The 13,375-nt window shown below is 31.4% G+C and carries 16 protein-coding genes; 7 read left to right on the top strand and 9 right to left on the bottom strand.

Features of this window, described 5'->3' with window-relative positions; genetic code table 11:
• Positions 1–131: 131 nt before the first annotated feature.
• From NJT12_RS24200 to NJT12_RS24190, 3 genes are all read right to left on the bottom strand, one after another.
• Positions 132–614 (bottom strand): hypothetical protein, encoded by a 483-nt coding sequence (locus tag NJT12_RS24200; protein WP_271338679.1) that lies wholly within the window; start codon positions 612–614, stop codon positions 132–134.
• 152 nt (positions 615–766) lie between these two features.
• Positions 767–1,288 (bottom strand): DUF4251 domain-containing protein, encoded by a 522-nt coding sequence (locus NJT12_RS24195; protein WP_271338678.1) that lies wholly within the window; start codon positions 1,286–1,288, stop codon positions 767–769.
• A 33-nt stretch (positions 1,289–1,321) separates the two neighbouring features.
• Entirely contained in the window at positions 1,322–1,759 is a 438-nt protein-coding gene (locus NJT12_RS24190; RefSeq protein WP_271338677.1) for an META domain-containing protein, read from the bottom strand.
• Between the two features lie 210 nt (positions 1,760–1,969).
• On the opposite strand from NJT12_RS24190, the gene NJT12_RS24185 reads away from it, so the two are divergent.
• From NJT12_RS24185 to NJT12_RS24165, 5 genes are all read left to right on the top strand, one after another.
• Complete coding sequence (locus NJT12_RS24185; RefSeq protein WP_271338676.1) at positions 1,970–2,497, top strand: superoxide dismutase family protein; 528 nt, start codon at positions 1,970–1,972, stop codon at positions 2,495–2,497.
• A gap of 106 nt (positions 2,498–2,603) precedes the next feature.
• On the top strand, positions 2,604–3,806 hold the full coding sequence (locus tag NJT12_RS24180) for an LETM1-related biofilm-associated protein (RefSeq protein ID WP_271338675.1): 1,203 nt from the start codon (positions 2,604–2,606) through the stop codon (positions 3,804–3,806).
• A 202-nt stretch (positions 3,807–4,008) separates the two neighbouring features.
• A complete protein-coding gene (locus tag NJT12_RS24175; RefSeq protein WP_271338674.1) occupies positions 4,009–4,878 on the top strand; it encodes a hypothetical protein in 870 nt (289 codons plus the stop codon).
• Positions 4,875–5,564: a hypothetical protein gene (locus tag NJT12_RS24170; RefSeq protein WP_271338673.1), complete on the top strand. Its 690-nt coding sequence runs from the start codon at positions 4,875–4,877 to the stop codon at positions 5,562–5,564. The genes NJT12_RS24175 and NJT12_RS24170 overlap by 4 nt, the downstream gene beginning before the upstream one ends.
• 64 nt (positions 5,565–5,628) lie before the next feature.
• Positions 5,629–6,297 (top strand): hypothetical protein, encoded by a 669-nt coding sequence (locus tag NJT12_RS24165; RefSeq protein WP_271338672.1) that lies wholly within the window; start codon positions 5,629–5,631, stop codon positions 6,295–6,297.
• A gap of 63 nt (positions 6,298–6,360) precedes the next feature.
• On the opposite strand, the gene can is transcribed toward NJT12_RS24165, so the two are convergent.
• From can to NJT12_RS24145, 4 genes are all read right to left on the bottom strand, one after another.
• A complete protein-coding gene (gene can, locus NJT12_RS24160) occupies positions 6,361–6,999 on the bottom strand; it encodes a carbonate dehydratase (RefSeq protein WP_271338671.1) in 639 nt (212 codons plus the stop codon).
• A 117-nt stretch (positions 7,000–7,116) separates the two neighbouring features.
• Entirely contained in the window at positions 7,117–8,769 is a 1,653-nt protein-coding gene (locus NJT12_RS24155) for a SulP family inorganic anion transporter (RefSeq protein ID WP_271338670.1), read from the bottom strand.
• Positions 8,770–8,850: 81 nt separating this feature from the next.
• Positions 8,851–9,135 (bottom strand): hypothetical protein, encoded by a 285-nt coding sequence (locus NJT12_RS24150; protein WP_271338669.1) that lies wholly within the window; start codon positions 9,133–9,135, stop codon positions 8,851–8,853.
• Between the two features lie 132 nt (positions 9,136–9,267).
• The gene (locus tag NJT12_RS24145; RefSeq protein WP_271338668.1) at positions 9,268–9,747 is read right to left on the bottom strand and encodes a Dps family protein; all 480 of its coding nucleotides are present in this window, start codon (positions 9,745–9,747) and stop codon (positions 9,268–9,270) included.
• A gap of 108 nt (positions 9,748–9,855) precedes the next feature.
• Here NJT12_RS24145 and NJT12_RS24140 point away from each other — a divergent pair, with 108 nt between their 5' ends.
• On the top strand, positions 9,856–10,803 hold the full coding sequence (locus NJT12_RS24140) for a LysR substrate-binding domain-containing protein (protein ID WP_271338667.1): 948 nt from the start codon (positions 9,856–9,858) through the stop codon (positions 10,801–10,803).
• Positions 10,804–10,830: 27 nt separating this feature from the next.
• Here NJT12_RS24140 and NJT12_RS24135 read toward each other — a convergent pair whose 3' ends face one another.
• Together NJT12_RS24135 and mnmC2 are read right to left on the bottom strand one after the other, a co-directional pair.
• Entirely contained in the window at positions 10,831–11,028 is a 198-nt protein-coding gene (locus NJT12_RS24135) for a hypothetical protein (RefSeq protein WP_271338666.1), read from the bottom strand.
• Between the two features lie 165 nt (positions 11,029–11,193).
• A complete protein-coding gene (gene mnmC2, locus NJT12_RS24130; RefSeq protein ID WP_271338665.1) occupies positions 11,194–11,859 on the bottom strand; it encodes a tRNA (5-methylaminomethyl-2-thiouridine)(34)-methyltransferase MnmC2 in 666 nt (221 codons plus the stop codon).
• 310 nt (positions 11,860–12,169) lie between these two features.
• Here mnmC2 and NJT12_RS24125 point away from each other — a divergent pair, with 310 nt between their 5' ends.
• Positions 12,170–13,240, top strand: a complete 1,071-nt coding sequence (locus NJT12_RS24125) for a branched-chain amino acid aminotransferase (RefSeq protein ID WP_271338664.1) — start codon at positions 12,170–12,172, stop codon at positions 13,238–13,240.
• The last annotated feature ends 135 nt before the right edge of the window (positions 13,241–13,375 follow it).

The raw sequence follows: 13,375 nt of genomic DNA, 5'->3' as shown, positions 1-13,375 counted from the left end.
AAAAGTTTATAGAAGACCATTTTAGCCCAAATTTACATTTTTCAAGAAACACTCTGTAAATCTACTAGTATAATAAAAGAAAGAGGTCGTCTTTTCAGACAACCTCTTTTTCTATGTACAGGAAAAGTTGATTAAACTTTTGATTTGTCTAATTCACCAATGAAAGGAATTGATTCGAGAATCTCAGCTCTAATTATGGTTTGCAAATACACTTCTAACTGAAGAAATTTAGCTGCATTTATTGCCCCAACTGCTTTTTTAGCCTGATTATAAGTTTTAGAGTATAATTTTTCATATCCTAAATGATTTTTCAAAGTTCCTTTTGCTAATTCATCTGCTTTTGTATCGGTCAGAGTAGCATAATTGACTGCATAATCATTAATAAGTTGAAATTTTGTTTGTCCAAGCGCTTTACGCTCGACTTCATAATTATCATAAACTTTAGTAAAAGCTGCAGATTGCGTGTCAGACAAATTCATGTACTGTTTTACAAGATCACTTTTCGACTTACCATAAATACTTTGCAGAACATCTATATCTTCCTTAAACGAAGATTGAGCATAAGATGAAAACGAGGCAATTGCCATAATAAGAATAAGACTTAATTTTTTCATAGTTTTAAATTTTAATTTGTTACTAATTAAAGGATTCATGCATTATCAAATATACTAATTTTTCTGACAAAATATTTCAAGCTAAAAAACGAATATTTATAAAGAGACTGAATAAAACCATTAATTAGGGAATTCGCCCTTAAATAAAAATTTTATTTTTTAGTTTCTGCAGCTTTAGGAGCTCTAATTTCTCCATCATACGAGATTGATGCCCGGTTATTGCTATTGACAGAAAGTGTTGCTCCACCATCAAAAAAGATAGAAAATATCAAATCATAAACATCATCTTTTCCTTTCACTGTTGCTCTCAAAGTATAATTTTTCTTCTTTTTCTCGACTTTTATATTTTCCGGAACACCTTCAAATTTTATTCCCCCGTCTCCACCATAAGGAACATTAAATGCACGTCCGAAAAATGGCAAATCACAAGTTGTTTTCTCTGTATTAAAATTTAAGAAGTAGCTGTTATTATTGAGAATAATTAATCTGCCGCCTTGCGGATTAACTTTTTGCGCTTCGAAAACAAAGTTTTTAGCATCAATCAAAGCTTCAATTTCGCTTTGCTTCTTAAGGTCACTTTCTGCCTTTAATTCTTTCTTCGTTTTTTGCTGTGCATAAACAGGAGCAGCTAAAAGGCATACTAACACTAATAAAAGCGATAATTTAGTTTTCATAAATATATTTTTATAGAATAAAAAAAGAAAATATTATTTTTTTGTAAATCGCATCATAGCAATATCTCCGGAAATAAAGTTTAAAGTCTTTCCGTCATCTGTAACATCATACGAAGTTATTTTTTGCAGCGTACTCATAAAAACCTGCTCTCCTTGCTGCGCATCCATACACATCATTTTGGTCATAGCCATTGGCTGCGTAAAATCAATTTTATTGCCGGTTACAACAAGTTTTCCTGTAAAAGAGTTACAACTACTATTTCCTGAAACCTGATTTTCTTTTACATTAAAATTTATCGTTGGTTTTTTGTTTGGATATAAACCATCAAAAGCAATTCTTGGACCGCTTATATAATTGAGCTCCCACATTCCGTCGAGTTTAGAAACGGAATCATTTTTTTGAGTTTTAGTAGCATTACATGAAATTAAGGCAACTCCTAAAAAAAGCAAAACTAAAATATTCTTCCTCATAATTTTATATATTAAATTAAAAAATAATAAACATTTATTTATAGAATTTTGAATTTGAGGTTATACGAAATTACGCAATAATTTCTGGTTGTTTACTTAAAGAGGTATTAAATTACAACCAATAGTTTTGGATTTTTTTAACGATTAGTGTTAATCAATGTCGGAATTTTATGTTAAATTTACTTAATCTTTAATTTAAAAGCCTCACACATGAAAAAAATAATTGTTTCTTTCGCTATAATTACGGCCTTAATAGTTGGTTGTAAGACTAGTACAAAATCAAGTGACAGCAAAACGCTGACTGTCGCCCTGGAACCAAAAAGCAACAGTACTGTTGCAGGAACAGCTACTTTTACGGAGAAAAATGGTAAAGTAACATTTGTTGCAAAAATGTCTGGATTACAACCCGGAGTTCACGCTATACACATTCACGAAAAAGCAGATTGTAGTTCTGCGGACGGAAGTTCTGCTGGCGGACACTGGAATCCAACTTTCAAAAAACACGGAAAATGGGGTGTTGCAGAATATCACAAAGGTGATATTGGAAACTTTACCGCTGATGCAAAAGGTAATGGATCTATAACATTAACTACTGACGAATGGTGCATTGGTTGTGGTGATGAGACTAAAGACATTCTTGGAAAAGGTTTAATTGTACATCAGGGAACTGATGATTTTACAACTCAGCCTACCGGAAATGCCGGCGGAAGAGTAGCTTGTGCAGGAATCATCAAGTAAAAAAACAAATAACCACTATTTTTCACAAAAATCTAGTGGTTATTTCATTTAAAATATATCCTAAAACGAGAAAAAGATATAGCTTTGCAGCTATAAATAAAAGTTAATGATTAACCCATCAGCATCAGGTTGGATAGACAAGTTTTTTAGCGAACAAAAGTTCTCAGAAGCAATTCCTTTTGAAACTACGGATTCGTTTTACTATAAAGTCAGAGAAACCGGTTTTATTTATGGACATATCATTACTATTGATTCCCGAATTCCAATTCCTATAAAAGGCTGGTTTAAAACCGAAATTTCTAAAGTTGCCCTATTAAACACTTTATACGGCGTTTTTTGTTTAGAAAAAAGAACATTTGAACCTACTGTTTTTATTACGGCAGTTTTAAAATTCTACAACGAAATGAATCCGGAAGGATTTAATCTGTTCAAAATTTTACTTCCAAAAGACACTCCTTCCCTATCTTTAGAAAACATAATCGATCAAAGGGTTCAGACTAATGATAGTATTATCAGTAAAAACTTTTCGCACTTAGTAACCAATGCGCTTTTGTTTATTGATGTCCTGGCTTTCAGACAATATCTGGAACATGGCGCAATTCCTGAAAAGTATCTAAAACGAATCGAAGAAACTGTTCTTGGTATTGTTGCTTTGGCTTTAAAAACCAAAACGATCAAATCGCAACACGATGATTTACTGATTAAACTTTTTGAAGCTTCGATACGCTATTCAAAATTTTCAAAAGTTACTGTTGATACCCTCGAAACATTACAGCTTGATTATTTTAGTAATAAACTCGAACAATATTATTTAATCGATATGGCCGGAATGGCTTTATGGAGCGATGGTGTTGTAGAAAATGAAGAGTCTTACTTTTTATATTCATTGGGATCAATGATGAACGTTTCTGATGATTTTGTAACCAAAAGTATTGATACAACCAATAGCTTTATTACCACTCATAAAAAGAAAATTCCATATTTTAATTATTCTAATCCGGTAAAACACTTTTACGATCAAATGACGCATAGCGTTGTAAAATTGATTGTAAGAAACAAAAACAGGCTGGTTAAGGAAATTATACAGAGTAAGGAATTAATGATCCTGCTGGCTTACTCTACAACAAGAGATCTGGATGCCAAGGAAAAAAAGAAAGTAAAAAAACAACTTTTAGATATTTGCAAAACGATTCCGTCACTGACCATATTCTTACTTCCGGGCGGAAGTTTATTATTACCGATACTGATCAAGTTTATTCCAACTTTATTACCATCGGCCTTTAATGAAAATCTAGACGAAAACGAATAAAAAAAAAATCGCCCTTTTGAGGCGATTTTTTTTATGAAATACTATTTTTAAATCTACTACTACTCATATCCATTCTTCAAAAACACCTAATTTTATTACTTTATTATCTTTTAGTGGCTATTAATTGTATTTAAGTAAAATATATTTACCTAAAAAGTAAATTACTTACAACTAAAAAATTATATACAAAAGCTAATAAATTATGAGACCATCAATTGTTCTTGGCGATTATGAGCCAGAAACCATACCTGAACCTTGGCAAGAATACCAATATAGAGATCTATACAGATCTTACTACACCCAGAGCATTTCAATGAAAATAAATGGATTATTTCATTGTATTACCGCTTTAACATCTTTAGAATTGAATAAATGTTATACTGATCCTGTTGAAAAATGGGAAAACGAATCAACAACCCCAAGAAATTGTTATTTGAGTGCATTAACAATCTATATAGACAATAAAGGACGAATAATAAAAGGAGAAAAAGTCAATACAACATTCAGATTAAAGTACGCAAATGGAGAACATATTTTAGATTCATCAACCAAAATACGAAAAGAACTAGAGCAATGTGTTGACAAAAAGGAACTCCATAATCTGGTAATAAAAAACAAGCAGATTACATTCAAAAATGGAAAAATATATTTACTTAAAAAATTCCATGAATACATTATACAAGCTTCTATTTGTAACAGAAGAACCTATGTAAATTATACCTATTTAAAAGTTTCTGAAAACCGAAATGAATTAAACAACAAGTTAAGCCTTTTGGGAATTACGACAGCAGCTGTTGGTTTTCTACCCGGAAAAGCTCCTGTGATTGCAGATTATGCAATAAAAATTTTAGGATTTGCAATAAGTGCTGAACCAAGATTTAGCCTTGCAGAATATACGTATCCTGTAAACGGACCTGTTTATCTTGATGAACAAACTTTATATCAACATTACAAAAGAGATAATACAGGTGGATATGTTTCCCCTCAAAGAGCAGAGGGCAAGCCAATGAACAAAGTGAGAGATATATTGAAAGAACTAGAGGATTATGGATTAAAAACAGCAATAAAATGAAAATAATAGCATCACTATCAATTGTCTTATTGCTTTTTTCCTGCAATAAAAAAGATACAATCAATCATTATTTACCGAAACCAGTAACACAAAAAGAGTTAATTGATAATGGTTTTTATAAATACTCATCTATAGATACAATTAGGAGCGGGAATGAGTATGAGGATAACATTGATAACACCATAAAGTCTATCATTAAATATAATATGTACTCCAATGTAAAACCTGAAAAAAATGATAAAAAGCAATTACGTCCAACTCAGTTATGGCATTTTTTTCACGAAGATTCAATCAAAGAAAAAATAAATCTTGACTATCTTAAAAATAAATTAAATGATAGAATAATAACCTATCTTTTTAGAAATGACACCTTAATGTACAAACATATAATTGTATTTTCTTTAGATAAGTCCCGAAAAGAAATAGCCAATTTTACAAGTATGGCTGAAATTATTAAGTACTATGACAGTCATAAAATTTCAATTAAGCCACTACAAATTAAAAACAAAAAAACAGGGAAACTATATTCTAATCGATTTATGCTAGATAATTATGAAACTCAATTTTATGTAGGAAATAGTTTTGATATAAAAAAAAATTCTTATTCCATTTTTATAAATTACAAAGAGCGTAATTATCATGATGTTTTAGAAAATTTATATGGAAACTACTTCTACTGCTATTAGGCTGTAATTAAAGTGGGTAGTGATTAGAAAAGCGGAAAAATTATGGATTAAAAGCAGTAATAAAATGAAAATAGTAGCATCACTATCAATTGCCTTATTGCTTTTTTCCTGCAATAAGAAAGACACGATAAATCATTTCTTAACTAAACCTATAACTCAGCAAGATTTAATAAAAAATGGCTTTTACAAATATTCATATATAGCAACATCAGATGACCATGACAATATTGACGATACTATCAAATCTGTTGCAAAATATGACATGTATTCAAACGTAAAACCAGAAGTAAATAAAGAAGGAAAAGTGTGTCCAACACAACTATGGAATTTCGACAATGAAGATTCTATAAAAAAAAGAAAAAATTTGGATTATTTTAAAAATGAGTTAGAAAGCAAAATGATTACATATTTATTTAGAAATAACACTTTATTTTATAAAGAGATAGATGTTGAATTTTTTGATAAATCTCACAATCAAATACCTGGTTTTGAAAGCTGGAAAAAGATTATCAACTATTACAACAGTCTAAAAATCCCAATAGAGCCTGTAGTAAAAAATATTAATACAGGAGAGTTATACACAGGACTATTTATGGTTGACAATTACAGAACCCGATTTTTTTTCTCAGAAGAAGAAAAATATTATGGAATGTTTACTAATTATTTAAATAATTCGACTTACTGTAATATTCTCGAGTACTGGTATTCTGGCTATGTATTAGAGATGTATTAGAGATGTATTATTTTGATTAAAACGAATAAAAAAAAATCGCCCTTTTGAGGCGATTTTTTAATTTTATAGATTACTTAGTTGATAAACATCATCTAATTCATCATTCGAAGCGATATTTACATTCAAATCGGTTACAAAACCTGAATTTAAACCGTAAACCCAACCGTGAAGCATTAATTCCTGGCCATTTTTCCAGGCACTTTGTACAATTGATGTTTTAGCTAAGTTATATACTTGCTCTTTAGCATTGATTTCAACAAAAGCATTAAAACGTTCTGTTTCATCTTCAATCGAATTTAGGTATTTGTCATGCAAACGATATTCATCTTTAATATGGCGAATCCAGTTGTCGATAATTCCAACAGACATATTACCCATTGCAGCTTTTACACCACCACAACCGTAATGTCCGCAAACAATAACATGTTTTACTTTTAGAACATTTACAGCATAATCCAGAACACTCAACATATTCATATCAGAGTGTACGACCATATTGGCAATATTTCTGTGTACAAAAACTTCTCCTGGTTTAGCACCAATAATTTCATTTGCAGGAACACGACTATCAGAACATCCAATCCATAATAATGGTGGAGTTTGTCCTTTCGCCAAATCCGCAAAATAATTAGGATCTAATGCTAATGATTTTTCAACCCACTCCTTATTGTTTTCTAATAATTGCTTATAAAACTCTTTCATTTTTTTGTTTTTTGAATGGTATTTCTAAATGCTTAAACATATTAAAAATAACTTTACTGTAAAGTTATCTAATTTTTAATACTTCTCACACTTGAGAAATACCTTAATTAATATAATTTATTTAAAATCTTCTTTTACGGTTTCTTTTTGGACTAATGCTCTTTTGGCAACATCATAATAGTGCTCAATCGAGACGTGATTGCTAAGATCCGGAGAGTTCTCAAGCTCATAAGCTTCTTTAAACCCTTTTAGCTTCACTTTTATGTTTGCATCAATCGCTCGTGTTTCTTTAAATTCACGAATCAAATCCAGAACATCATGTGCAATGTACTCTGTATCCTGAGCATTAATTACTACTTTAGAATTTTCAGGAATCTCATTTAATGTCAATTTTATAGCAGCTTTGTTCAAAAACGAAACTTCTTGTGCTAAATCGATATGGATAACATCTCCATCTTCGTACTCTTCTTTCTTGAAGCTATACGCTCTTTTTAAGTTTCCTCTCAATACAAAAATGACACTAATTACAATTCCTAAAGCAACTCCTTTAAGTAAATCTGTTGCTACTACAAATACTAGTGTAGCAACGAAAGGGATGAATTGGTATTTACCTTTTTCCCAGAAATGTTTGAATGTTGCAGGTTTTGCTAATTTATATCCAACCAAAATTAAAACGGTTGCTAAAGTTGCCAATGGAATTTTGTTTAAAAGTGTCGGAATAGCCAAAACACTTAACAATAAAAGCACTCCGTGAATAATAGCTGACATTTTAGATTTTGCTCCTGCATTATTATTTGCAGATGATCTAACTACAACTGATGTCATTGGTAAACCTCCTAAAAGTGAACTTAACATATTACCAATACCTTGTGCCCTAAGCTCAACATTTGTATTCGTATAACGTTTTTGAACATCCATTCTGTCAGCAGCTTCAATACAAAGTAATGTTTCAATAGAAGCAACAATGGCAATTGTTATAGCAACTACCCAAACTTGCGGATTTGTAACAGCAGCAAAGTTTGGTGTAATCAGAATAGATTTAAATTCATCAAAAGATTTTGGAACTGGCAATGAAACCAAATGTTCTTTTGCAATTGCCAATGAGCTTCCTGTAGCAAGAAAAAATTCGTTTAAAGCTATACCAAGGATAACAGCAACAAGTGCTCCCGGAATTAATTTTAATTTCTTTAAAAAAGAAACCTTATCCCAGGAAATTAATATAATAAGCGAAACAAGCGAAATTACTACCGCTCCTAAGTGAATGTGTTTTAAAACATCAAATAAAAACGAAAATGAGTTACTTCCGTCGCTTTGTACAAAAGCCTGATCGCCTTCAAAATCTGCATCATAACCAAAAGCGTGAGGCAATTGTTTGAGGATAATAATGATCCCGATCCCCGCTAACATACCTTCGATAACATTTGTTGGAAAATAATTTGAGATACTTCCGGCCTTTAAAAATCCTAATGCTAATTGAATTAATCCAGCAATAAAAACAGACATTAAAAACACATCAAAAGCACCAAAATCAGTAATAGCGGTCAAAATAATAGCTGTTAACCCAGCTGCTGGTCCCGATACACTAATGTGTGACTGGCTTAAATAACCTACCACAATACCACCAATGACACCCGAGATAATTCCAGAAAATAAAGGTGCTCCAGACGCCATTGCGATACCTAAACACAAAGGCAGAGCCACCAAGAAAACCACTAAACCTGAAGCAAAATCAGATTTAAGGTTGGCAAAAAGATTGATTTTTTTTGTCATAATACAATACTAAAAAAATTATTCATTAAAGATTTACCGCATTTAATCAAAAATGCAGTGAGTTCAAAATAATCGGAAGTATTATACTAAGTTGGGAGGTGGAGCAAAAATGCTCGGAGAAATATTGTCAAGTTTTACAATATTTTCAGATACTATAGTCTTTTTTTCAATATAGACAGGCATCATAACTTCATGGTGAAGTATTGCCGGATAAACGGCAGCCTTAAGTTCTTTGTGTGAATGCTCCTCTTCAGCAAAACTGAAAAACATAGACCTATCATTGCTTTCCTTTATCACCGTTACAATAGTTGGGGTAGATAAGAAAGCAATAAATATGAATAATAATATGCGAGCAACTAATTTCATTGGAGCAAAAATAGTGTTAAACAAATAAAATCAAAGCTTCAGGGCTAAAATTTTATACAAATTTAACAATCATAAAAAAACAGAATGACACTTAAGCATCATTCTGTTTATATTTGACTCAAAAGCAACCTATTACAATTCCTCTTCTAACCAGGCTCTCATCATCCAGATTGTTTTTTCCTGTTCAGCGATAAAGTCACTCATCATAGAATTAGTACCTTCATCACTTATTTCATCTGATTGTTTCAGAATTTCTCTTTCTATTTTTAATAAATCAGATAATGAATTTACAATTAAATGAACTGCTTTTTCATCATTTGAAATATTCTTTCCAACAGTTAATTTATTATTTTGAATATAATCTTCAAATGTATGTAAAGGAGTTCCTCCAATTGTCAGGACTCTCTCTGCGATCATATCAATTTTTAATTGGGCATCTGTATACAATTCTTCAAATTTTACATGTAAATCAAAGAAACGTTTACCACGAATATTCCAATGTATTCCTCTTAAATTTTGATAATACACCTGGAAATTTGATAACAGAATATTTAATTCCTTTACTAACAGTTCAGACTCTTTTACAGGTAAACCTAAAATATTTGTTTTCATAGTTTTTCGTTTTATAATATGTTTACTACAAATTTAAGATAAGTTCTTTAAAAATGACATAAAAAAAAATTATATTTTCTTATTTTTGCATCACAAAATACTATCAAAATGACAATTACTCAATTACAATATGTGTTAGCTGTTGCCGAGCACAAAAATTTTACTCTTGCTGCCGAAAAATGTTTTGTTACACAACCTACATTAAGTATGCAAATTCAAAAAATTGAAGAAGAACTTAATATTTTAATTTTCGACAGAAGCAAAAAACCAATCCAACTTACAGATATCGGTCAAAAAATTGTCAATCAGGCGAAGAATATTGTAAATGAAGCTGACAGAATTAAAGATATAGTAGAGCAGCAAAAAGGTTTTATTGGAGGAGAATTCCGTCTAGGAATTATCCCGACCATCATGCCAACTCTTTTGCCGATGTTTTTAAATAATTTCATTAAGAAATATCCAAAAGTAAAACTCCTTATTGAAGAGCTGAATACTGATGAAATTATTCTGAAATTAAAAAACGGTCATTTAGATGCTGCAATTGCTGCAACGCCGCTTGAAGATGAAAAAATAAAAGAAATTGTTTTATATTTTGAGCCATTTGTCGCCTATATCCCGGAACATCACGCAAGTTTTCAAAAAGAAGAAATAGAAGTTTCTGATTTAAATCTAAATGAAATTTTGCTTTTGCAGGACGGACATTGTTTTAGGGATGGTATTTTGAATTTATGCAAAAATGGCTCTGATACCGACCAGAATAATTTCCAGATACAAAGCGGAAGCTTTGAAACCCTGATAAAATTAGCCGATGAAGGTTTAGGCACAACGCTATTGCCGTACCTGCATACCTTAGACTTAAAAGATTCCGACAAACTGAAACTACGAAACTTTAAGGAACCAAAACCTGCCCGTGAGGTAAGTTTAATTTACCCAAAGAGCGAATTAAAAATGCAAATCATTGATGCTTTAAGATCTACAATCGCCGGAGTTGTAAAAGGAGCCATCGTTTTCCAGAACGTTCAAATAATTAGTCCGCTACAACAGAAACAAAAATAGAAAAAGGAGCCAATTGGCTCCTTTTTGTTATACTTTGATTAGTAGTAAACTTTGTTTTAATTCCGGTTTCTCAATAATAAAATTCATCAACCATTCTTGCAATTGTTCCATCTCGTATGGTAACAGTGTTTTGATAGCTTTTTCTAATTCTTTGCAGAAAAGTATCGGATCGAAACTTACTCTCTCAAGTATTGATTTCGTGTAATCAAACATTAATTTTGACATAATAAAATAAGATTTTCGGGGGTTATCATTATTTTTAAACTCGCACAAATTTAATCAAATATCATTCATAAGCACTTCTTTTAACTTATTTTTTTAAAAACTTTGGCAACGAATACGTTTTCTTAATATACATAAATCAATATAGAACGATTCTAAACAACTCATTTAAACCTTTTTAAAGCCTCGAAACATTTCACGTTTCCCCGGAGGACCTGCCAATTTTTCTACCGTAAATCCAACTTCGATCATACTTCTTTTAACAACTCCCCGGGCTGCATAAGTTACAAGAACTCCGTTTGGTTTTAAACTATTGTACATTTTCTGAAAAATTTCCGTACTCCACAACTCAGGCTGCACACGATATCCGAAAGCATCAAAGTAAATCAAATCAAAAATTTCGAAATCGTCTATTTCATCAAAAAATTGTTTTCTTTTAGTTAACGAAAAATCGCTGCTAATTTCTATTTTCTGATTCCACTCGCTTTCGTGCATTTTTTCAAACACACCTTTATATTGATCCGCTTCTAATTCTGAGACATAATTCATTTCCAGAACTTCCTTTGCTTCTACCGGGTATGCCTCTACCCCAACATAATCGATTGGCTGTTTTTTGTAAACAGATTCTAAAAAAGTAATAAAAGCATTTAGACCTGTTCCAAAACCAATTTCGAGGATACTAACCGGATTATTGTCAAATAATGAAAGTCCGTTTTTTATAAATACATGCTTTGCTTCCTGAATTGCACCATGTTTTGAATGATAACACTCATCCCATTCCTGCAAATGAATTGTCGTTGAGCCATCTAGCGTTTTTATTATTTCTCTTTTCACTTTTCTACGAATTTACAATCTGATTTTGGTGGTATTCACAGTATTTTGCGAGCCAAAATTAGTCAAAACAAATACGTAAAGCCTTAAAAAACGGTTGTTTTTTCATAAATTCTTTATAAAACTGTCTTAATTTTTTCACTTTATTATAAGATAAATAAATCTCAGTTAAAAGGCATAAATAATGCAGTTTTACTAAGTAAATTACATATTTTTACTTAATTTTGCATTCAACAAATTCTATTTCACACCAAATCATTACTTTAGAATCTTTCTATTGCAATGAGAATTACATAAAAAACTTTACATAATTATGAGTACAACTCAAACAAGCAAAATTGAAATCAGAAAAGCAACTTCGTCAAAAATAAGCGGAGTAGACTTTCAAAACTTAAGCTTTGGTGCTGTTTTTACAGACCATTTATTCGAATGTGATTTTAAAAACGGAGAGTGGCAAAATCCTGTCATTAAGCCTTACGCTCCAATTTTAATGGATCCTTCTTCGAAAGTCTTTCATTACGGGCAAGCTATTTTTGAAGGTATGAAAGCTTACAAAGATGACAATAATGACGTTTGGTTGTTCAGACCTGACGAGAACTTCAAACGTTTTAATAATTCTGCAATTCGTATGGCAATGCCAGAAGTTCCAGAAGCAATTTTCATGGATGGTTTGAATGAATTATTGAAAATTGATCAGGAATGGGTTCAAAAAGGAAACGGAAGCAGTATGTACATTCGTCCTTTTATGATTGCTACGGGCGCTGGTGTTGTTGCAAATCCTTCTGACGAATATAAATTCATGATTTTACTTTCTCCTGCACAATCTTATTATGCCGGCGAAGTAAAAGTAATTATTGCTGAACATTACAGTAGAGCTGCAAACGGTGGAATTGGAGCTGCAAAAGCTGCAGGAAACTATGCTGCACAGTTTTACCCAACTAACTTAGCAAACAAAGATGGTTTTCAACAAATTATCTGGACAGATGATGCAACACATACAAAATTAGAGGAAGCGGGAACAATGAACGTTTTCTTTAGAATTAACGATACTTTATTGACTGCTCCAACAAGCGAAAGAATCCTTGATGGTATTACCAGAAAAAGTTTGCTTACTATGGCAGAAAAAGAAGGTCTTAAAGTAGAAGTTCGTCCTGTTATCGTTTCAGAATTAGTAGAAGCTGCTAAAAACGGATCTCTAAAAGAAATCTTCGGAGCTGGAACTGCTGCAGTTATCAGTGTTATCAAAGGTTTCTCTTACCAGGATGTTTATTATGAAATGACTCCGATTGAGAATTCATATGCTTCTCTTTTAAAAGAAAAACTAACAAGCCTTCAAAATAAACTTTCTGAAGATACTTTTGGCTGGACTGTAAAAGTGCAATAAATAGTCATAAATAAGCAAAAACAGAAAGAGGCTGTCCGAAAAGTAATTTCGGGCAGTTTTTTTTTGTTTTACACATTGATTTTTCTTATATTTAAGTACTAAAATCAATGATTATGCAGCCAGTTTTTAAGCCTC

Origin of the sequence: Flavobacterium azizsancarii, from assembly GCF_027980145.1 — a bacterium.
GTDB lineage: Bacteria > Bacteroidota > Bacteroidia > Flavobacteriales > Flavobacteriaceae > Flavobacterium > Flavobacterium azizsancarii.
Note: the sequence above shows the minus strand (reverse complement) of the source record. Positions and strands in the feature narration are given on the sequence as shown.

Coding starts and splice junctions, on each gene's coding strand:
- NJT12_RS24150 (WP_271338669.1), bottom strand. CDS start 9,135: ATGAAATTAGTTGCTCGCATATTATTATTCATATTTATTGCTTTCTTA.
- NJT12_RS24180 (WP_271338675.1), top strand. CDS start 2,604: ATGATTAACCCATCAGCATCAGGTTGGATAGACAAGTTTTTTAGCGAA.
- NJT12_RS24140 (WP_271338667.1), top strand. CDS start 9,856: ATGACAATTACTCAATTACAATATGTGTTAGCTGTTGCCGAGCACAAA.
- NJT12_RS24185 (WP_271338676.1), top strand. CDS start 1,970: ATGAAAAAAATAATTGTTTCTTTCGCTATAATTACGGCCTTAATAGTT.
- NJT12_RS24135 (WP_271338666.1), bottom strand. CDS start 11,028: ATGTCAAAATTAATGTTTGATTACACGAAATCAATACTTGAGAGAGTA.
- NJT12_RS24145 (WP_271338668.1), bottom strand. CDS start 9,747: ATGAAAACAAATATTTTAGGTTTACCTGTAAAAGAGTCTGAACTGTTA.
- NJT12_RS24190 (WP_271338677.1), bottom strand. CDS start 1,759: ATGAGGAAGAATATTTTAGTTTTGCTTTTTTTAGGAGTTGCCTTAATT.
- NJT12_RS24200 (WP_271338679.1), bottom strand. CDS start 614: ATGAAAAAATTAAGTCTTATTCTTATTATGGCAATTGCCTCGTTTTCA.
- NJT12_RS24195 (WP_271338678.1), bottom strand. CDS start 1,288: ATGAAAACTAAATTATCGCTTTTATTAGTGTTAGTATGCCTTTTAGCT.
- NJT12_RS24165 (WP_271338672.1), top strand. CDS start 5,629: ATGAAAATAGTAGCATCACTATCAATTGCCTTATTGCTTTTTTCCTGC.
- NJT12_RS24125 (WP_271338664.1), top strand. CDS start 12,170: ATGAGTACAACTCAAACAAGCAAAATTGAAATCAGAAAAGCAACTTCG.
- NJT12_RS24155 (WP_271338670.1), bottom strand. CDS start 8,769: ATGACAAAAAAAATCAATCTTTTTGCCAACCTTAAATCTGATTTTGCT.
- NJT12_RS24175 (WP_271338674.1), top strand. CDS start 4,009: ATGAGACCATCAATTGTTCTTGGCGATTATGAGCCAGAAACCATACCT.
- NJT12_RS24170 (WP_271338673.1), top strand. CDS start 4,875: ATGAAAATAATAGCATCACTATCAATTGTCTTATTGCTTTTTTCCTGC.
- can (WP_271338671.1), bottom strand. CDS start 6,999: ATGAAAGAGTTTTATAAGCAATTATTAGAAAACAATAAGGAGTGGGTT.